Origin of the sequence: Geobacillus stearothermophilus ATCC 12980, assembly GCF_030369615.1 — a bacterium.
GTDB lineage: Bacteria > Bacillota > Bacilli > Bacillales > Anoxybacillaceae > Geobacillus > Geobacillus stearothermophilus.
Genome location: NZ_CP128494.1, coordinates 629013 through 647314 on the forward strand (window position 1 = coordinate 629013; position 18302 = coordinate 647314).

17 protein-coding genes and 2 pseudogenes are annotated in these 18302 nt (G+C 49.7%); 8 read left to right on the top strand and 11 right to left on the bottom strand.

What is annotated here, in order from left to right; genetic code table 11:
- Nucleotides 1-46: 46 nt before the first annotated feature.
- The 3 genes and pseudogenes from QSJ10_RS03425 to QSJ10_RS03435 all read right to left on the bottom strand — a co-directional run.
- Nucleotides 47-745, bottom strand: coding sequence for a Crp/Fnr family transcriptional regulator (locus QSJ10_RS03425; protein WP_289493452.1), 699 nt, complete (start codon nucleotides 743-745; stop codon nucleotides 47-49).
- Nucleotides 746-1106: 361 nt separating this feature from the next.
- Nucleotides 1107-2474 carry an ISLre2-like element ISGsp3 family transposase gene (locus QSJ10_RS03430; protein ID WP_353098802.1) on the bottom strand — a complete coding sequence of 456 codons (1368 nt, stop codon included), beginning with the start codon at nucleotides 2472-2474 and terminating at the stop codon, nucleotides 1107-1109.
- A 642-nt stretch (nucleotides 2475-3116) separates the two neighbouring features.
- Nucleotides 3117-3665 (bottom strand): annotated as a pseudogene (locus tag QSJ10_RS03435) (transposase); the annotation flags it as partial.
- Nucleotides 3666-3758: 93 nt separating this feature from the next.
- Here QSJ10_RS03435 and QSJ10_RS03440 point away from each other — a divergent pair.
- From QSJ10_RS03440 to QSJ10_RS03450, 3 genes are all read left to right on the top strand, one after another.
- The gene (locus tag QSJ10_RS03440; protein ID WP_289493453.1) at nucleotides 3759-4289 is read left to right on the top strand and encodes a helix-turn-helix domain-containing protein; all 531 of its coding nucleotides are present in this window, start codon (nucleotides 3759-3761) and stop codon (nucleotides 4287-4289) included.
- 20 nt (nucleotides 4290-4309) lie between these two features.
- Nucleotides 4310-4816, top strand: a complete 507-nt coding sequence (locus QSJ10_RS03445; protein WP_259463377.1) for an IS630 family transposase — start codon at nucleotides 4310-4312, stop codon at nucleotides 4814-4816.
- 412 nt (nucleotides 4817-5228) lie between these two features.
- The gene (locus QSJ10_RS03450; protein ID WP_033013771.1) at nucleotides 5229-5645 is read left to right on the top strand and encodes a GRAM domain-containing protein; all 417 of its coding nucleotides are present in this window, start codon (nucleotides 5229-5231) and stop codon (nucleotides 5643-5645) included.
- A 550-nt stretch (nucleotides 5646-6195) separates the two neighbouring features.
- On the opposite strand, the gene QSJ10_RS03455 is transcribed toward QSJ10_RS03450, so the two are convergent.
- Genes QSJ10_RS03455 through QSJ10_RS03475 form a run of 5 tightly spaced genes read right to left on the bottom strand, consistent with a single transcriptional unit; the run spans nucleotide 6196 to nucleotide 9377 of the window.
- Nucleotides 6196-6924, bottom strand: a complete 729-nt coding sequence (locus tag QSJ10_RS03455) for a YwiC-like family protein (RefSeq protein ID WP_033013772.1) — start codon at nucleotides 6922-6924, stop codon at nucleotides 6196-6198.
- A 5-nt stretch (nucleotides 6925-6929) separates the two neighbouring features.
- Nucleotides 6930-7160 (bottom strand): molybdopterin converting factor subunit 1, encoded by a 231-nt coding sequence (gene moaD, locus QSJ10_RS03460; protein WP_011230277.1) that lies wholly within the window; start codon nucleotides 7158-7160, stop codon nucleotides 6930-6932.
- Nucleotides 7157-7624, bottom strand: coding sequence for a molybdenum cofactor biosynthesis protein MoaE (locus QSJ10_RS03465; protein ID WP_033013773.1), 468 nt, complete (start codon nucleotides 7622-7624; stop codon nucleotides 7157-7159). Before QSJ10_RS03465 ends, moaD begins: the two co-directional genes overlap by 4 nt.
- Nucleotides 7621-8121, bottom strand: coding sequence for a molybdopterin-guanine dinucleotide biosynthesis protein B (gene mobB, locus QSJ10_RS03470; RefSeq protein ID WP_033013774.1), 501 nt, complete (start codon nucleotides 8119-8121; stop codon nucleotides 7621-7623). The genes QSJ10_RS03465 and mobB overlap by 4 nt, the downstream gene beginning before the upstream one ends.
- Nucleotides 8118-9377: a molybdopterin molybdotransferase MoeA gene (locus QSJ10_RS03475; protein ID WP_049625460.1), complete on the bottom strand. Its 1260-nt coding sequence runs from the start codon at nucleotides 9375-9377 to the stop codon at nucleotides 8118-8120. Before QSJ10_RS03475 ends, mobB begins: the two co-directional genes overlap by 4 nt.
- 412 nt (nucleotides 9378-9789) lie before the next feature.
- Here QSJ10_RS03475 and ric point away from each other — a divergent pair, with 412 nt between their 5' ends.
- Complete coding sequence (gene ric, locus QSJ10_RS03480; protein ID WP_287136227.1) at nucleotides 9790-10497, top strand: iron-sulfur cluster repair di-iron protein; 708 nt, start codon at nucleotides 9790-9792, stop codon at nucleotides 10495-10497.
- A 101-nt stretch (nucleotides 10498-10598) separates the two neighbouring features.
- On the opposite strand, the gene moaA is transcribed toward ric, so the two are convergent.
- The gene (gene moaA / locus QSJ10_RS03485; RefSeq protein ID WP_289493454.1) at nucleotides 10599-11624 is read right to left on the bottom strand and encodes a GTP 3',8-cyclase MoaA; all 1026 of its coding nucleotides are present in this window, start codon (nucleotides 11622-11624) and stop codon (nucleotides 10599-10601) included.
- A 54-nt stretch (nucleotides 11625-11678) separates the two neighbouring features.
- Nucleotides 11679-12341 carry a molybdate ABC transporter permease subunit gene (gene modB / locus QSJ10_RS03490; protein WP_287136247.1) on the bottom strand — a complete coding sequence of 221 codons (663 nt, stop codon included), beginning with the start codon at nucleotides 12339-12341 and terminating at the stop codon, nucleotides 11679-11681.
- A gap of 210 nt (nucleotides 12342-12551) precedes the next feature.
- Here modB and QSJ10_RS03495 point away from each other — a divergent pair, with 210 nt between their 5' ends.
- From QSJ10_RS03495 to QSJ10_RS03510, 4 genes are all read left to right on the top strand, one after another.
- On the top strand, nucleotides 12552-13919 hold the full coding sequence (locus QSJ10_RS03495) for an ISLre2-like element ISGsp3 family transposase (RefSeq protein ID WP_353098802.1): 1368 nt from the start codon (nucleotides 12552-12554) through the stop codon (nucleotides 13917-13919).
- A gap of 1069 nt (nucleotides 13920-14988) precedes the next feature.
- The gene (locus QSJ10_RS03500; RefSeq protein WP_080706586.1) at nucleotides 14989-15465 is read left to right on the top strand and encodes a chemotaxis protein CheW; all 477 of its coding nucleotides are present in this window, start codon (nucleotides 14989-14991) and stop codon (nucleotides 15463-15465) included.
- 38 nt (nucleotides 15466-15503) lie between these two features.
- Complete coding sequence (locus QSJ10_RS03505) at nucleotides 15504-16763, top strand: methyl-accepting chemotaxis protein (RefSeq protein ID WP_033017498.1); 1260 nt, start codon at nucleotides 15504-15506, stop codon at nucleotides 16761-16763.
- Between the two features lie 330 nt (nucleotides 16764-17093).
- Entirely contained in the window at nucleotides 17094-17321 is a 228-nt protein-coding gene (locus QSJ10_RS03510) for a hypothetical protein (protein WP_155266814.1), read from the top strand.
- A gap of 246 nt (nucleotides 17322-17567) precedes the next feature.
- On the opposite strand, the pseudogene QSJ10_RS03515 reads toward QSJ10_RS03510, so the two are convergent.
- Nucleotides 17568-18245 (bottom strand): annotated as a pseudogene (locus QSJ10_RS03515) (IS1634 family transposase); the annotation flags it as partial.
- Between the last annotated feature and the right edge of the window lie 57 nt (nucleotides 18246-18302).

Genomic DNA, 18302 nt, shown 5'->3' on the forward strand with positions numbered 1-18302 from the left:
GGCTAGTTGGCAACCCTTGTAGGGCAGCCCGCTAAGTTTGTCTAGTTCAATCAATGCAGCAAATATCCGCCGGACAGTCTTCGCATTGAATTTCCGTTTTCAAATAGTTTAAATCATGAACCGTAATTTTCCCCCGCTTCATCGAGATAATCCCTTCCTGTTTTAACGCATTGAGCATCCGGTTGACGCTTTCGCGCGTTGTGCCGCAAAAGTTGGCCAAGTCTTGGTTTTTTAACGTTACGTCAATGAAGATACTTCCATCTTCAAGCGGGACGCCATAACTGTTGCATAAACGAATGAGTGTTGAATAGAGCGCCCCTTTTTTGCCGTGCATGATAAGATCGCGAAACTTCGTCTGCGTCCGCCGGACATGCTTGCTGATCCAGCGCATATATTCAAGGGTAAGGGGCGGATTGATCAGCAGCTGCTGTTCCAGTTCCTCTTTGTTTATGACTGCCGCTTCGCCTGGCTCTATTACCTTGGCCGTCAACAAGTAGCGTGCATCGTTCGTAAACAGCGTCAGCTCGCCGACGATTTCCCCGCTTCCGCAAATGCGGAAGCACATTTCTTTTCCGTTCGGGCAAATTTTGCTCACTTGCACTTTGCCGGAAAGAATCAAGTACAGCTCATTGGCCGGCATCCCTTCTTGGAACAAAAAGGAGTGCTTGCGAAGTGGAATCACTTTTTTCGACGATTGCAACAAAGAACGTAAATGGGGAAAATATCCATTCACTGCAGCTTCCATCGATAGCCCCTCCATTCATTCAGCTATTTCTATTGTAAAAATCATCACAGCGGGAGAGAGTGAAAAAAATCACCGGTTACTGTTTTTTTGTGCGAGGCGTCACAATTTTTTTCTAAATTGGTTTTTCCTTTTTCTATGTTACAATGTGAGTAGCATCACAGCATTCTACTGTTTGTTTTCGTATGGTAAAAGGGAGACGGAACAGAGAGAGAGTCAGTCAAGACTTTGTGGAGAACATTTTTTCTGTTCACTACGGGTGTTGTCAATCACTAGTTATAGAACCATTTTCAGGAATTGATATCGTAAGCGCTTTCGGACTCTCATCCCTCATCTTGAAGTGATGATATTGTATTCCATTTTTTTACACCCAACCAAAATCCCGAAGCGCCGACAACGCTTGATGGATCGGCGTCCCGGATGACCGCTGCAGACACGGTAGATTCTGACGCACCACATCTGCCCACAACCGTCCTGCCTTCCGTTTGGCCTGTTCAACCCGCTTGGACTTCGTCGAGGCCGAGGCTGCCGTTCGGGTCTCTTCTTCCTCCACCAACTGCCCATTTCTCCGCCAAATGCCGTCGATTCGGGCTGCCATCGCCCTCAGAAACGCCCGAAGCCCTTGGTCTTTCCAGCTGCGGCGGGATTTCACCCGATGCGCAAACCGGCTCATCACGCTCTCGGCGTGGCCCATCGGACGCATGCCGGTCGTCTCCACCCCTTGCTCCGACAGCCACTCCCGATCGTCCCGGATGCATCCCGGCATCGACTCGATCCGGCGGATCATGGCAGCCATCTGCTTCTCTTTCGCTTCGTCCTCCAACGTGCCGACCGCGCTGTTCAGCTCGACCAAAAGTCCTTCTTCGTCTTGTTTCGCCAGCTTCCTCCGCACCTCCCGCCAACGCGGATGGCCGGACAGACACTGACGCAGCTCCCGCGCCACATGAAATCGATCCAGCTGAAAGCACGCCCGCTTCCCAAAATACTCCCGGCAGGCCGTGATCCACGACGCCGCGTCGCCGTTGATGATCAAAAGGTCCCGGCACGGATCATAGGCATATTCGTTCATCAGCCACTCTTCAAACCGTTCCCACACGTCTCCCGCCCCTTCATGGAGGTAGTGGCGCCGGTTCACGAGCTCGAGCTGCGAACCGTTTCGTTTCCATCCCTCGTGAACCGCCAGGATTTTCTCTTCTTTCGCCCGTTTCCCTTTCCCCTGGCGGGAAATAAACAGTCCATCCGCCTCCACAAACAGCACCCGGCCGTGCCGTTGGGAAACAGGGCGGTGCAGCGAGACAGGGGCCTCCAGCACCAGTTGGCGAATCGCCTCGTGGCTTAGGACCGCATACCCCACGATCGACTCCAACGTACGGGCCGCTTTGCGGTAGGAAGAGCACTCTACGGCCAACTCGACCGCCGTTTCCTCGAGGCAAGGGCTGATCGACTGCGCTCCATCAAAGCCCAGTTCGGCATCCAGCAAGAAGGTATACGCCCCCGCCTGCCGATCATAGTAGTAGTTCCGTCGGAACGTCACTTCTCCAAACAGCGTTTGGATCGTGGTCGGCCGTTTGTCTTTCAGCTGATACCGGCGCTTGTCCCGCGCTTCCGCCAGTTGTTGATCAATCTCCTCCAAAAGGGTCGCCAACAAGACAGCGAACACCTTTTGAAGAGTTCTGACTAATTGTTCCTCCAGCTCTTTTAATAAAGGCCATTCTGTGGTAAGATGTTTCATGGACTCTCTCCCTCTTGTTTTATGGATGTTGGTCATCACCATCATAGCAGGGAGAGAGTCCTTTTTGCATGACATTTGCTTTTTTCTACCGCGCTTCGCTTGGTGGCCCCGACGAGCGTCGTGAACAAAAGTTCGCAACCCTCGTCGGGGATCATTTCGGAATGTCACCCACAAATATTTTACTCACACTCAGAAGTTCAATCAAGTATACTTTCCAATGTTGCTATTTCCATACCACTAATTTGCCCCTTCTTTTAGCGGATCTCGCTGACTGGCAACGGTCTTCCTAATAGATATCCTTGTCCTATATAGATGCAACGAAATCGTTTAACATATCCTTGACGGAAAAGTGGCTCATCCATTTTTGACTGTCGAAGGCAAGCCACACGCTTGCCTTCGTCACGCCTTAGCGTGACGGAAGACCGAACAACGACTCGCTTCACAGACCCATTCATGGGTCTTTAAGCGGCGTTGTTCGGTCACTCGACAGTCGGATGCAATGACCGGCAAAGACGAAAAATGTTAAAGCTTTAAATTGCATCTATCCTGAAAACACCATTTAAGACAAAAAACGGGGCCCACCTAGCCTTCGGAATCGGATTCCAAAGGAAGGTATTTCAGTATATATATGGTTAATAAGTGCTATGCACTCGTTTTTTCTAGTTTCACTTCGTACCCTAACCCCTCTAATCGTTTCACCGTTTGACGCACGATGCTCGCTTCTCGCTGCCGATCCCAGTAGTCGGCTCCCAACTCTCTATACGGTTCCTTTCGAGTTAAGATGTAATAGATCATTTCTAAAATCGTTCTCCCGACCGCGACACTCGCTCGATTTGCTCCTCTTCGTTTGGCGATCCGATGATACTTGGCCGATAGGTACGTGTTCTTCGTTCGGGCGGCGGCACGGGCGCATTCCACGAGGCACGACCTTAGCTTCTTGTTCCCTTTCCTCGTTCGACCTGACAACCGTTTCCCTGCACTCTCATGATTCCCGGGAGCCATTCCGGCCCATGAGGCCAAGTGCGCGGCGGTAGGGAACCGGCTCATGTCCGTCCCGATTTCCGCTACAATTTGTTCCGCGCTTTGCCGCCCCACTCCCGGGATCGTATCGATGAGCTCCAGCGCTTCATGAAAAGGGCTCGTTCGTTCCTCGATTTCTCGATCCAACCGAGCAATCGCTTCATCTATATACATGCTCATTGAAAAGTTAACCTTCGCATAAGCGGTGCCCACTCTGGTTATACTGCTCCTAAGGAAAAGCATGGGAAAGGATCGGAATTCTGCATGAAACGTCTCAACATCACCGACAACCATGGATGGACGCCCCGGAAACTCCGCAAGCAGGAACGGAAGATCAAAAACGCTCATCTCCGCCAACGTGTGATGGCCGTCCGCCTGGTCATGGAAGGCTATTTGGGCAAAGACGTGGCCTCCATGGTCAACGTGTGCCGCCAAACCGTTTCCCATTATGTGTCGCTGTTTAACGAAGGGGGCCTGGAACTCCTGCTTCATCGGGATTTTGCCCCTGGGCGGGAGCCGTTTCTCACCGAAGAACAGCAGGAAGAGATCAAACACCTTGTGTTGACCACGACACCCGCGGAGCTGGGCTGGGGCATCGCTTCGGCGTGGAATACGAAGATCCTTCAATCCTATGTACACCACCATTATGGCATCTCCATGTCCCGCGAAGCCTTGCGAAAACTCTTGCATCGAAAAGGGCTTTCGTGGACCCGGCCGACTTACACGTTGGCGAAAGGAGATCCGGATCGGCAAAAACACTTCGAAAAACAAATGGATCTAATAAAAAAAACTTAATCGATCCAGATTCCGTCCTGTTGTACATCGATGAAACGCATATCCGACCGTATCATGTGTTGCGTACGACATGGTCAGAGGTTGGCCGTCAAAAGCAAGTGCCAACGTTCGGCCATCATGCTCACGTATCGCTGTTTGACGCCGTTAACGTCCATGATGGCGAAACAGTTCTTTATCAAGCAGGAGCGGCCAATGCGACAACGTTTTTGGATTTCCTGCGGGTTCTCAAAGAGCGTTACCCGGATCGTCTCATCGTCTTGGTGCTGGATAACGCCCGAATTCATCATGCCAAAATGGTGAGAGAGTTTTTGCGGGAAGAAGGACGGAGTTTTCACTTCATTTACCTTCTTCCGTATTCTCCGCAACTGAACCCGATCGAACGCTTGTGGAAATGGCTGAAAGACACTGTCATTGCCAATGTGTTTCACAAAGATCAAAACGATATCGCCCAAGCCATTGCCCGGTTTGTGGACTACATCCATGAACGCCCGAAGGAAGTGCTACAACGCCTAGGGTGTGCAGTGTAATCCAGAAGTTAACTTTTCAAGGTGCATCTATATAGAACGGTTTCGTTTGCGTGTATTTCTGGAGTGTACAGGGAACACTACAAGCAGTCAGGCTGCCTAAGCGCTCTCTTCTTCCGCTATCGGTATGATAGTTGGTAGAATGGAACCCGTCAAGGAAAGCACTTGACTGTTTCCATTCTACCAACTTCGTGGTCTTTATGCGGAAGAAGGATCCTGACTGATGAACCTATTTCATCCAGCTAACATGTCTCTAGGATTGAGTAGAAATCACAGAAAATGGTGAAGACCCATTTATGATTTTTTTAACACATTATATTTAAAAATAATACCAAAATTGGATACGTATATTAGTAGTTAATGCTATAATTATATTATGTAGAATAAATAATAATACGAGAGAGGTATCAGTAAGATGATCACAAAAGAACAAGGGTTACAAGCAATTCAAGAGTACCTAACAGAAAACGAGATAGTTGAACACACAGCTATTGCGCATTATAAATACGAGAATAGTCTTGCTGGTCTAGCTGGTATAGGTTCCACTTATGGTGTTCCAGTTCAAGGAATTCTTGTATCGACTAATTCGAGATTACTATTCTACGGAGAAGTAATAAAATCTATACCCGTTTTTGTTGACATTAAATATACAGATATCAATCGTATAGAAGAAAAGAAAATGAATTATGGTTTATTGAAGTCTATCCCTGCAATTATTGTTTCTCATAAAGAGACAGAAACATTTACAACCCAGGGAAATCCCGACGAATTTTCTAAGCTAAAATCCTTCTTTGAATTAGTCAAAAAGAAAGTAGCTTCTCAGCAAAACTGAAGTGTTTATTGTCAACAAAAATGTACAGTTTGACAATTAAGCGTATGTATCTATTCTACATAATTATAAATTTGTCTTGACAATCATAATAAACTAGCTTACGTACAAAACCACATCGCTTGCTCTTTTAAGTAAAATCTTAACAGGTTCCGTGTCAAGTAACGTGATATATGCGTTAATATTCATTCAAACACTCCTCTATTCTATCACAAAAAATAAGTAAAACCATCTGTGTCCACAGATGGTTTTACTTACTAAAACGGATAAATTATTATCTGTTAGTTGCATTGTTTTAGAAATTTAAACAGAGTAAACTATACCCGTGGTGCTAGTTGAGCGCTAAAGCTCAACTAGCACCACGGGTTTCCCTTCTTTCTTTATTTGAGAACGAGTATAGAAGAAAGAGGTAGGCTTTTGAAACGACCCTTTGCAAAACCGTTACAAGGAATTCACGCCCATTTCACATCATGCTTGTGCCATAAAAAAGCAATCCCGCCTAACCAAACGAAAAACCCCAAACGGTCATGGATGCCTCCCGTTTGGGGTTCGTTCAAGAGTAGAGCACGATCATCGCGATGAAAAAGTACGCCGCGTTGGCGATTTCCAGCATGCCGAGTTTCATGATCGGCAGCGACTTGCCGTATAAGTAGACGGCGCGAATGACGCTCGGGGCGTAGGCCAAAACGGCGAACGACTCGCCGATGGCGATGAGGCCGACGATCAACAAAGCGTGGTAGCCCCATGACAGCCATTTGTACCGTTCATTTTTCTTTTCCCGAATCATCGTCTTGACGTAAAACGTGCTGCCGATGAAAAAGAGGAAGGAAAACGCGGCCAATTCGAACGCCTCCACCGTCAATTCCCCGCGTCCTGCGTAAAAGGCGGCGAGGCCGCCGATGCAAAACGCCGCGATGGCCGCCGCGTCGTTCCAAAAGGCGCGCTCATTCTTTTTCTTGCTGTAGTAGGTGTTTACTAGGAAAAACGGCATCATGGCGAGCCCGAAGTAGAAAAGCGCCGGCTGCTGCCAAAGGGAAACGGCCAAGGCCGGTGCGGCGATGGCGCCATAGCGGGCGGCGGCGGGCACGTACGGGTCGTTCCGCTTCGTTTTCACCGCCATCAAAAGCGGATACGTCGCCAAATAGAGCGCGACCCAAGCGACAAAGAGCGGCGCGTGAATCCACGAGAGTCCGCCCGCGTACGCCCCGAGCCAAAACGGGATGATGAGCATCGCCCAGGCGCCGTGCTGTTTTGGCATCACCCATTTGCTTTTGTTCGCCATTGGTCTCATCCTCCGCTTACCGGTGGAATAAAGGCGACCGTGTCGCCGGCATGAAGCGGCGACTCGTCGCGGGCGTACTCCTCATTGACCGCAGTCATGACGCGCCCGAGCGAGACGCCGTAGCGCTCTTCCACTTCGTCTTTCAGTTGTTTCACCGTTTCCGGAACGTGCGGCCACATCACTTCCCGCTCACCGATTTGTTCGCCTAAATGCGCGAAAAATAAAAGGCGGATCATTCCTCACTCACCTCCGGCTTTCCGGACGGATACGCCGTCGTTTCAAGCTGGTCGCCCACCCAGGCGCTTCCGTCCTCCCATTGCTCTTTTTTCCAAATCGGCACGATTTGTTTGATCCGCTCAATGGCGTAGCGGTTCGCCTCATACGCTTCGGCGCGGTGCGGCGAAGAAACGGCGATGACGACAGCGATGTCGCCGATCTTAAGCCGCCCGATCCGGTGGGTGATCGCCGTTTTCGCCCCCGGCCATTTTTCGGCGATTTCCGCCCCGATTTGCGCGAGCATTTTCTCCGCCATCGACACGTACGCCTCATATTGCAAAAAGAGCGTCCGCTTGCCGTTCGTCCATTCGCGCACCGTGCCGGCAAAGACAGCGACCGCCCCCGCTTCCGGACGCATCACTTTTTTCATCACATCTTCGACCGAAATCGGCCGGTCGGTAATGGCAAACAACGGTTCGGTCATGTTCGTGTTCTCACCTCGTTCATGAGCCATGGAATATATTCATCATCATCGGCCAGCGAAAACACCGGATGCACTAGCGGCCCTTCGAGTGGCTCCCAGGCGATGACGGCGCGGATGTCGGCGAGGTGCTGGAGCGACGCCCAATCTTTCGCGGAGCGCACAAGCACGACTTTTGGATACCGATCTTGTTTGTAGCCTTCAACCAACACGAGATCGAGCCGAAGCGGCGCATAAAGCGCCAACACATCATCCAACCGCCATAGCGGACGGCGGAGATGTAGCTGCAACAGCCCGTCCCCTTCCACCGCCGTTGCCACCGCCCCGGCCCGCTCATGGCGGACGGAATCGACACCTTCCGGCCGCGCGGGCTCGCCGCCATGGCCGTGATGCTTCACCGTCCCGACGCGCCATCCTTCCCGGACCGCGGCCGCCACCCATTTTTCCATCAACGTCGTCTTGCCGCTATGTTTATAGCCGACGACTTGCCAGACGTTCATTCGCTTGACCCCTCATCGTCATCCAAAAGCCACACGTCGACCTCATCGCCAACCGCAAACCCTCTCGTTCCGCCCGGCAGCACCATCAAGGCGTTCGCAAAGGCAAGCGAGGTGACGATGTTCGACTTGTCCATGCCGACCGGCTTCACGACAAGCCGACCGTCAACCGCCTCGACCCGGCTGCGCACGAAGCGGGTGAACGGGTTCGGCTTTGGAAACTCGGCGCCAAGGGTGGCTTTCGCTTTTTTCAAATACGGCTTGGCCGAAAACAGCCGCGTGCGCACGACCGGGCGGACGAACAGCTCATACCCGACGTAGCACGCCGACGGGTTTCCGGATAGACCGAACAGCAGCTTGCCATCAATCTCGGCGACGGTCGTCACGCTCCCCGGGCGCATGGCGATTTTGTTAAACAACACGTTCGCTCCGAGCCGCTTGTAAATGGCGGGCAAATAATCGAAATCCCCGACCGAGACGCCGCCGGTCGTAATGAGCATGTCCACTTGATCGAGCGCCTGGCGCACAGCGTGAAAACACGCATCGAGGTCGTCGGCGAGCTGGCCAAAATAAATCGGCTCGGCGCCGCTTTTGAACACCTGCGCCTCGATCATGTAGGCGTTGCTGTTGCGAATTTTTCCCGGCACAAGCGGTTCCGAGACGTCAAGCAGTTCGCTGCCGGTCGCAAAAATGCCGATGCGCGGCCGTTTTGCCACTTTCACCTCCGCATAGCCGAACGTCGCCAAGAGCGCCGCCACCCCGGGATTGATGCGCGTCCCTTTTTCGATGAGCGGCTGCCCTTTTTTCGCGTCTTCCCCTTGAAACGAAATATTGTCGCCAGGGCGGAACGGGCGTTTAATGGCCATATACGTTTTTCCATCCCGCTCGTACTGTTTGGCGAGCTCCAACATGACGACCGCATCGCACCCTTGGGGAATTTGCGCTCCGGTCATCAAGCGCACCGCTTGAAACGGACCGACGGGCTGTTTCGCCACTTGTCCGGCGCCGATCGTTTCAATGACTTCAAACTCGACCGGATGGTCAAGTCCCGCTCCTTCCGAGTCGGCGGCGCGAATGGCAAATCCGTCATACGGCGAGCGGTCAAACGGCGGCACGTCATGGTCGGCGCGCAAATCTTCGGCCAAATAGCGGCCGTACGACTGGCGAAGCGGCACCGTCTCCTCTTCTCCTCTCCCAGCGTAACGCATCACCCGGGCGATGGCTTCCGCGACAGGAATCGGGGTTCGTCTTTCGACCAACGGTGTTCTCCCCTTTCTTTCCCTCATTCACTTCACTAAGCCCATTTTATCGTTTTATCACAATGATTTCCAATCTTGCAGCTGCTTAATGGTTTGGGCCAATTTTTCATCAACGACGCTGGCATCATCAATATGCTGCAAAATCATCTTTTTCTTCCTCCCAGCGGCTTGCCTTGGCCAGCAGCCACATGCTGACTCCCCCTCTTTTTTCGGCAGTTCACATCTTCTATGCAGCGCATTCACAATTTATATCGTCCATTTTATTGTACAGGAAAGAAGGGAGCCACTGTTGTGATGTTCATCACATTTCCTTGTTGTCTACTTTTTTCGTTTGTGTGAGATGTGTCACAACGTTGACGTCCAAAACAAGGTATGCTGAAGCTGTAACGATTTGGTGATGGAGGGATCCGAAATGGAACAGCGGTTTACCGAACAATCGTTGATCGGCGATATTGTCACTCAATTTCCGAAAGCAGCGGATTTGTTTAAAGCGCGGCGCATTGATTTTTGCTGCGGCGGACAGCGCCCGTTAAAAGAAGCGATCGAAGAGCTCGGACTCGATGGCGAAGCGCTCCTTCGCGAGCTGAACACCCTTTATGCGGAGGCACAAAACAAGCCGACCGGAAACTGGAGCGAAGCGCCGCTAGCCGATTTGGTCGATCATATCATCAACACGCACCACCGCTATTTGAACGAGGAACTGCCGCAGCTCAGTCCGTATGTCACGAAAGTATTGCGCGTGCACGGTATGCACCATCCGCATCTTTCCCACGTGCATAAACGGTTTCATGAGTTAAAAACAGAACTCGAGCAACATCTCATTAAAGAGGAAACGGGCGCATTCCCGCTCATTTTGCAATTTGCCGACAACCCGTCGCCGGAAAACCAGGAGGCGGTCGAGCGGGCCATTCGCGAACTGGTCAATGAACATGACGCAGCCGGCGATTTGATGAAAGAAATTCGTGACATCACAAACGACTTCACCCCGCCGGAAGATGCGTGCGGCACGTACCGGCTCGTCTACAACCGACTCGCGGCGCTCGAAGACGATTTGTTTACCCACATCCATTTGGAAAACAACATCCTCTTCCCGCGCGTGTTGGCGGCGGTGAAGGCATAAGCAGACGAATCCATTCCCCTATTTCTAAGGTAAAGGCAGGCGCATCGAGCGATAAAAAGCAGGGCTGCTTCTTTGACGAAAAGAGCAGCCCCGTTTCTTTGTTATCCCCCAATATACGACATTTCAATTTTCGGGCGCTGTTTCGCCGTCTCTACCGTCCGTTCTTCCGAATAGCGGTCTGTCCGCTCGCTCCAAATGGCGGCGATCAGCGCCTTCAGCTCTTCTTTCCCCGCGCCGGCGCGCAGTTTGTCTTTCAACGACACTCCCTCAGAAGCAAACAAACACGTGTACAGCTTGCCATCGGCGGAAATGCGCGCCCTCGTGCAGCTTTGGCAAAACGTTTCCGTCACTGAGGCGATAAAGCCGACTTCCACCTCCGTGCCGACGTAGCGATAGCGGCTCGCCACTTCGCCGAAGTACGCTTTTTCAACCGGTTCAAGAGGGTGCATGGAGTTGATTTGTTCATACATCTCTTTTTTCGTCACGACATGGGAATAATCCCAGCCGTTCGTTGTGCCGACATCCATAAATTCAATCAAGCGGAGCGGAATGCCCAAGTCTTTAAAGTAGGCCGCCATCGGCACGATTTGCGAGTCGTTCCACCCTTTTTTGACGACCATGTTCACTTTCACGCCGAGCCCCGCCGCCAGGGCGGCTTCGATGCCTTTCAACACCGGGGCGGCGCCGACGCCAATGCCGTTCATGTTGCGGAAAATGTCATCATCCAACGCATCCAAGCTGACGTTGACGCGCTTCAACCCGGCTTCTTTCAACCGCTGCGCCCATTTCACCAAATGAACGCCGTTGGTCGTCAATCCAATATCGCGCAGGCCAGGGAGCGCGGACAGCCGCTCAATGAGCGCATCGAGGTCGCGCCGAAGCAACGGCTCGCCGCCGGTCAGGCGGATTTTTTCAACGCCAAGCTCGACAAAACATTCCACTAAAAGCGCCATTTCGTCAACGGTTAACAGCTGGTCTTCCGCCAAAAAGCGAAAATTCGGCCCGAACACTTCCGCAGGCATGCAATAGACGCAGCGAAAATTGCATTGGTCGATGACCGACAACCGCAAATCGCGAAGCGGGCGGGCGAGGCGGTCGGTGATCTTCACCCGGTCGCGCTCTTCCATGTCGCTCCCTCCTTTCCCTTTCATGGGCCGCGTGATGTTCCAACGGCCTGCTCCTTATCGCTGCCAACGGCCTAGTTTCGCCGCACAGGACAATAAACTAAATGACAATCCAATCGTGACCGCCACCCATGCCCACGCCAACTCCATCCGCCCCGACTCCATCGCCATATAGACAGCGGTGGGGATCGTTTGCGTTTTTCCCGGAATATTCCCGGCAAACATGAGCGTCGCGCCAAACTCCCCCAGGCTGCGGGCAAACGACAGCACCGACCCGGACAACAAGGCGTTTCTGGCCAGCGGCAGCGAAATATGCCAAAACACTTGGCGCTCATTCGCCCCATCGATGCGCGCCGCTCCTTCAACGGTTGGATCAACGGCTTCCAGACCCGCTTTGGCCGCCTGGTACATGAGCGGAAACGACACAACAACCGCCGCCATCACCGCCGCGCCGGGTGTAAACAGCACCGGTGTATGAAACCACGTTTCCATCAACTTTCCGATCGGGCTATGCCGCCCAAACAGCACAACAAGCAAAAAACCGACAACCGACGGCGGCAGCACGAGCGGCAACATAAACACCGTCTCCACGATCGTCTTCCCACGAAACCGGCGGCGCGCCATCCACCTCGCCGCCGCTGTTCCAAGGATTGCGACGATCACACCGGCAAGAAGCGATACGTTTATCGATAACCATACCGGTGACCAAAACTCTTCCATCGACGAGCCTCTCTCTGTTCGTGTGAGTAAAATATTTGTGGGTGACATTCAGGAATGATTCCCCGACGAGGGTTGCGAACTTTTGTTCGCGACGCTCGTCGGGGCCACCAAGCGAAGCGCGGTAGAAAAAAGCAAATGTCATGCAAAAAGGACTCTCTCCCTGCTATGATGGTGATGACCAACATCCATAAAACAAGAGGGAGAGAGTCCATGAAACATCTTACCACAGAATGGCCTTTATTAAAAGAGCTGGAGGAACAATTAGTCAGAACTCTTCAAAAGGTGTTCGCTGTCTTGTTGGCGACCCTTTTGGAGGAGATTGATCAACAACTGGCGGAAGCGCGGGACAAGCGCCGGTATCAGCTGAAAGACAAACGGCCGACCACGATCCAAACGCTGTTTGGAGAAGTGACGTTCCGACGGAACTACTACTATGATCGGCAGGCGGGGGCGTATACCTTCTTGCTGGATGCCGAACTGGGCTTTGATGGAGCGCAGTCGATCAGCCCTTGCCTCGAGGAAACGGCGGTCGAGTTGGCCGTAGAGTGCTCTTCCTACCGCAAAGCGGCCCGTACGTTGGAGTCGATCGTGGGGTATGCGGTCCTAAGCCACGAGGCGATTCGCCAACTGGTGCTGGAGGCCCCTGTCTCGCTGCACCGCCCTGTTTCCCAACGGCACGGCCGGGTGCTGTTTGTGGAGGCGGATGGACTGTTTATTTCCCGCCAGGGGAAAGGGAAACGGGCGAAAGAAGAGAAAATCCTGGCGGTTCACGAGGGATGGAAACGAAACGGTTCGCAGCTCGAGCTCGTGAACCGGCGCCACTACCTCCATGAAGGGGCGGGAGACGTGTGGGAACGGTTTGAAGAGTGGCTGATGAACGAATATGCCTATGATCCGTGCCGGGACCTTTTGATCATCAACGGCGACGCGGCGTCGTGGATCACGGCCTGCCGGGAGTATTTTGGGAAGCGGGCGTGCTTTCAGCTGGATCGATTTCATGTGGCGCGGGAGCTGCGTCAGTGTCTGTCCGGCCATCCGCGTTGGCGGGAGGTGCGGAGGAAGCTGGCGAAACAAGACGAAGAAGGACTTTTGGTCGAGCTGAACAGCGCGGTCGGCACGTTGGAGGACGAAGCGAAAGAGAAGCAGATGGCTGCCATGATCCGCCGGATCGAGTCGATGCCGGGATGCATCCGGGACGATCGGGAGTGGCTGTCGGAGCAAGGGGTGGAGACGACCGGCATGCGTCCGATGGGCCACGCCGAGAGCGTGATGAGCCGGTTTGCGCATCGGGTGAAATCCCGCCGCAGCTGGAAAGACCAAGGGCTTCGGGCGTTTCTGAGGGCGATGGCAGCCCGAATCGACGGCATTTGGCGGAGAAATGGGCAGTTGGTGGAGGAAGAAGAGACCCGAACGGCAGCCTCGGCCTCGACGAAGTCCAAGCGGGTTGAACAGGCCAAACGGAAGGCAGGACGGTTGTGGGCAGATGTGGTGCGTCAGAATCTACCGTGTCTGCAGCGGTCATCCGGGACGCCGATCCATCAAGCGTTGTCGGCGCTTCGGGATTTTGGTTGGGTGTAAAAAAATGGAATATCGTATCATCGCCTCAAGATGAGGGATGAGAGTCCGAAAGCGCTTACGATATGAATTCCTGAAAATGGTTCGCTAACTAGTGATTGACAACGCTCGTAGTGAACCGAAAAAATGTTCTCCACAAAGTCTTGACTGACTCACTTCTGATGGTACAGTCACTAATACACTGGTTTTATGTAAGAAAATTAAGAAAAAAAGTTGCTTGAACGTATTGAAATTAAGCCGTAAGTTAAATTTTTCTGTTAGAAAAAGATTTTTTGTGCCTCCATTTTGTTTTCTATGATTGAAGAGTTTCCTTTTAAAGAAAAAAGCGAAGCAGATTGCTGAACTGATCTTTAGCATACAAAAAGATACAGAAAATACTGTTCAAATGATGGAACAGGCTACACAAAACGTAAAGAGTGGAATCTCGATATCTCACAAGAAACAGTCCAGAAATTCAATATAATTTTGGAAAGTACAAGAATGCTTCCGTACAATTGGAAGGCATCTCTGCAACAGTGCAACAGATTTCGGCAGGGATTCAAGAATTGAGTTCAACTGTTAATGAATTATCGGCTGTTGCGAAATAAAACACGGCAACATCCGAGAAAATTGCTGTTTCTACCGAGGAACAACTTGCTTCCAATGTAAGAGAATAAATCTTTAAGAGAAAACTTGAGGAAAATAAATTACATCATGAATTTTGTATAAAGATGTTTGGGAACATTATAACCTAGTGTTAGTTTTATTGTTTAATTAATCTATTATTTTTATAAACTAGAAGCAAAAGGGGATTAAATAGTAATATAAAACTGAGAAAAAGATAATAATTAGTAATTATATAGATGCAATTTGAAGATTTACCATTTGCAGCTTTTATCGACTGTCAGGCGACCGAACAACGCCTTGGCGTGACGGGGCAAGCCTATGGCTTGCCTTCGACAGTCGAAAATGGACAAACCGCTTTTCCGTCAAGGATATGTTAAACTTCTTCATTGCATCTATCCTGAAAATACCCGAACTCCAAAATGTGTAAAGTTGTAAAATTCAACATAGAGGTCTTTTCATCCTTCCGATGGTGACGAAATTTTTTTGTCATGGGAGTCTATATAATGAATACTTTGGAATCAATATTCATCAGATTCGTTCTATTGGAATATTACAAAATATTACAAAAATACCAAAAACTATTTCTTGTGTCAAAGGAATTACAAATCTTCGAGGAAATGTGATTCCAGTAGTTGACCTTCGAGAACGTTTATCGATGGAATCCACCTCCTATACTGATCAAACTCGATTAGTAGTCGTAACAATTAATGACACAGATGTAGGTTTAATTGTTGATGCAGCTAATGAAGTACTTGATATTCAAGAGGAGCAAATTCAGCCTACTCCGACGGTTAATGGCAATAGCATTGAGTTCTTAGCAGGAATAGCCAATTTAGAAAATCGTATTTTGATTCTACTAGATATAGAGAAATTATTAAGCAGTGATGTTGTTATTCAGTTATATAAATGCACCTTGAAAAGGAAGAGTATGTCGAGAAAATAGACACATATCTTAAAAGTTAGAAAGGATGGAAGGATTAAATGAAATTAAAAATGTCATATTCAAGTTGGGTTATTTTGCTTACGCTGATCGGTTCTGAAATGATTTCATATGTTTTGAATTACTTTCTTAAAGACAATACGATGGTTTCTTTAGCTACATCATCTGTGGTGTTAATTCTTGTGTCTTTTGGAATTCTCCATTATTTTTTAGTAAAACCGATTTCCCAGCTAACTGAACGCGCACAAGCTATTATAGATGGTGATGTCAGTCGAACGGTTCAAGTCGAAGCGAAAGGCGATCTTGAAGTACTGGCTAGAACAATAAATAATATGACTGAAAGCTTACGAAATCTCATTATAAAGCTTCAAAACGACTCAAATGAATTAGCTAATTTTTCTAATTCATTATCTGAATCTGTACATCTATCTATGAAAGCAACAGAAGAATTATCTGCAGCCGTTCAGCAGAGTTCCGCAAGTGTTCAAGAGCAAAGTGCTAATATTGAAGAAATTCAAGCAGCGATTGAAGAGATAAACGCTGCTATTGAGGAAATCAATGCTTCCGCGCAACAAGCGAATTCTGATACGGAAGCATCCTTAAAAACTTCACAAGAAGGTGTTGACGCAGTTGAGCATGTTGTTCAACGACTAACATTGGTTGCGTCCGCCTCCGAAAAATTAAAAAATACGATTTCAAGACTCAGTGACGAATCTAACGAAATTGAACAACTTGTGAGTGTAATTACGAATATTAGTGACCAAACCAATTTACTTGCATTAAATGCAGCGATTGAAGCCGCCCGTGCTGGCGAGCATGGAAAAGGCTTTACCGTTGTAGCCGAAGAAGTTAGAAAACTAGCTGAAGGAAGTGCAAAAGCTGCAAAAAATATTATTGAAATTGTTAGTCGAAATAAGAAAAGTACAGATGAAGCCGTATTTGAAATCGATAAAGTTATAGATGAAGTGATAGAGAGTAAAAATTTGGCTGATAAAGCAAAATCAGCCCTCTCCGTCATCATGTCTGTGACAGAAGAAATTAACGCCAATACTACAAATATTGCAGGTGCTGTGGATCAGCAAGCTTCAGCAATAGAGCAATTAAATCAAGCTATTGATTCCATCGCAAGTGCTGCTCAACAAATTTCGGCTGGAACACAAGAGTTAAATGCGACTGTTGAAGAGCAAGTACAAACTGCCCGAAATTTAGACGCATCATCAAGCGTACTCCAAGAAATGGCTAGAAATTTAGAAGAAGTTACAAAAGGATATGTTGTTACGAGTGATGCTGAAAACAAATAGATCGTAAAATAGCCCTTTGCTTGGAGCCCTCGTCAAATGAAAGTGGACAAACCCGATATTTTGAGGAAGAGGGTTCCACGTGAGGGCACTTTCATTTTACGTGAGATTGAGCTGAAATTCAAAAATAATCGTTAATTTGTGTTAAGATATAGGGTATCTCTGAAAAGGATACGGAATTAGATAAGGGACTGGTTTCTTCCAACAGGATACGGAATATCAGTATCCTGTTGGAAAGGGAGAAATCCCCATACCCGTCAAGTTAGCGGTATAAAATTTTTTAGGATGATACGCATGTTCGAAAAATCAATCAAAGGATGAAGAGAAAACCAAATGCTGGGCATGCCAAATAGCCCTCAAGAAGAGGGTTATTTGGTATTTATATCCATAACCCACACTACCATATCCCCAATTTCTTTAAAAGATCCGATACCGTTTCCTCTCCTTTCCTTCGGTCTTTTCTCGCGTGTTTCCTTAACAGAGACAGGAGAGATGGAAAGGCGGTTTCCATCGCTTGGGGATGCAAAAGAAACCGATGCCAATACGATTGGAGGATATTAAGCGCTTTCCATTCACTGATCTCGGTTCCCTCCCGTTGATGCCAATACCTTCGTGCTTGGAACAGAAGAGTCTGCATGACTAAAATGGCAATCAATGTCCCATATAAGTGGCATTCGACTCACATTTCGCACCCTAACAAGGTCAAAACAAAGGATTTTTTATTTAGTTTTTCAGAATAACTTTTTGACCAACACAACGAGCGATGGCAATCCCTTTTTTTACCATCGATGGTCGTTCCGTATCACGTTACACGTAGATGCTCTCATCCATGCCCAATCCCTGCAGAATCCTTCGCTGATCAGGGGTAAGGGAGCGATCCAGTGAGCGTTGGATGCGCCCATCCGGCAGCTTGAACAGGACGACGTTCACATATTGAAACAGCTGAAAAATCGCCTGTCCCGTCGGCCGGGTCAGTTTGCGGCCTCCAGGACCCTTCAACGGGTGTTCTGGAGTAATAAACTGACGCACTCGGCGCTGAAAAACGCGGTAAAAGGCGTTGGCCGCTTTGGTTTGCGCCAGGGTCTCTTTCGTCATCGCGGTGGAATCGGCCACGTAAATCCATTCGTCTTCGATTTTGGCCTGCTTCAGCTGTTCATGGACACGAGACAGCGCCTCGGGATTCCATGTTTTATCGGGCAGGTTGCCATCGTGCACATCGCCGTAAAACGGGATGCCGTCCTCGTTACCGACCAGTCCGAAACCGATCTGTTTTTGCCAACGATGATGGCGGTTGTAGCCATGTGTGATTTGTAAGGCCTCTAACGAGGCCGATTCATACGCGCCGTAAACGGTCTTGTCCGTCGTATCGGCGTGGAAGGCTCGGAGGGAAAGGCCTTCTTTTCGATAAATATGAATCAAGCAAGTGCTGATGACGTTGTGAATGCCAGCCTCATACAGGCAATCGAGATGACGGGCCAACGCATCTGTAAATTATCACTTTATTTCGGAACAAAAGAGACATTTTTTTGCACATTCCTTCAG

Excerpts from the sequence above, each read along its gene's own strand:
- mobB (WP_033013774.1), bottom strand. The coding sequence starts at position 8,121 with ATGAACGTCTGGCAAGTCGTCGGCTATAAACATAGCGGCAAGACGACG.
- QSJ10_RS03465 (WP_033013773.1), bottom strand. The coding sequence starts at position 7,624 with ATGACCGAACCGTTGTTTGCCATTACCGACCGGCCGATTTCGGTCGAA.
- QSJ10_RS03430 (WP_353098802.1), bottom strand. The coding sequence starts at position 2,474 with ATGAAACATCTTACCACAGAATGGCCTTTATTAAAAGAGCTGGAGGAA.
- QSJ10_RS03440 (WP_289493453.1), top strand. The coding sequence starts at position 3,759 with ATGAAACGTCTCAACATCACCGACAACCATGGATGGACGCCCCGGAAA.
- QSJ10_RS03495 (WP_353098802.1), top strand. The coding sequence starts at position 12,552 with ATGAAACATCTTACCACAGAATGGCCTTTATTAAAAGAGCTGGAGGAA.
- ric (WP_287136227.1), top strand. The coding sequence starts at position 9,790 with ATGGAACAGCGGTTTACCGAACAATCGTTGATCGGCGATATTGTCACT.
- QSJ10_RS03505 (WP_033017498.1), top strand. The coding sequence starts at position 15,504 with ATGAAATTAAAAATGTCATATTCAAGTTGGGTTATTTTGCTTACGCTG.
- QSJ10_RS03425 (WP_289493452.1), bottom strand. The coding sequence starts at position 745 with ATGGAAGCTGCAGTGAATGGATATTTTCCCCATTTACGTTCTTTGTTG.
- moaD (WP_011230277.1), bottom strand. The coding sequence starts at position 7,160 with ATGATCCGCCTTTTATTTTTCGCGCATTTAGGCGAACAAATCGGTGAG.
- QSJ10_RS03500 (WP_080706586.1), top strand. The coding sequence starts at position 14,989 with ATGGTGACGAAATTTTTTTGTCATGGGAGTCTATATAATGAATACTTT.
- QSJ10_RS03450 (WP_033013771.1), top strand. The coding sequence starts at position 5,229 with ATGATCACAAAAGAACAAGGGTTACAAGCAATTCAAGAGTACCTAACA.
- moaA (WP_289493454.1), bottom strand. The coding sequence starts at position 11,624 with ATGGAAGAGCGCGACCGGGTGAAGATCACCGACCGCCTCGCCCGCCCG.
- QSJ10_RS03510 (WP_155266814.1), top strand. The coding sequence starts at position 17,094 with ATGCTGGGCATGCCAAATAGCCCTCAAGAAGAGGGTTATTTGGTATTT.
- QSJ10_RS03455 (WP_033013772.1), bottom strand. The coding sequence starts at position 6,924 with ATGGCGAACAAAAGCAAATGGGTGATGCCAAAACAGCACGGCGCCTGG.
- modB (WP_287136247.1), bottom strand. The coding sequence starts at position 12,341 with ATGGAAGAGTTTTGGTCACCGGTATGGTTATCGATAAACGTATCGCTT.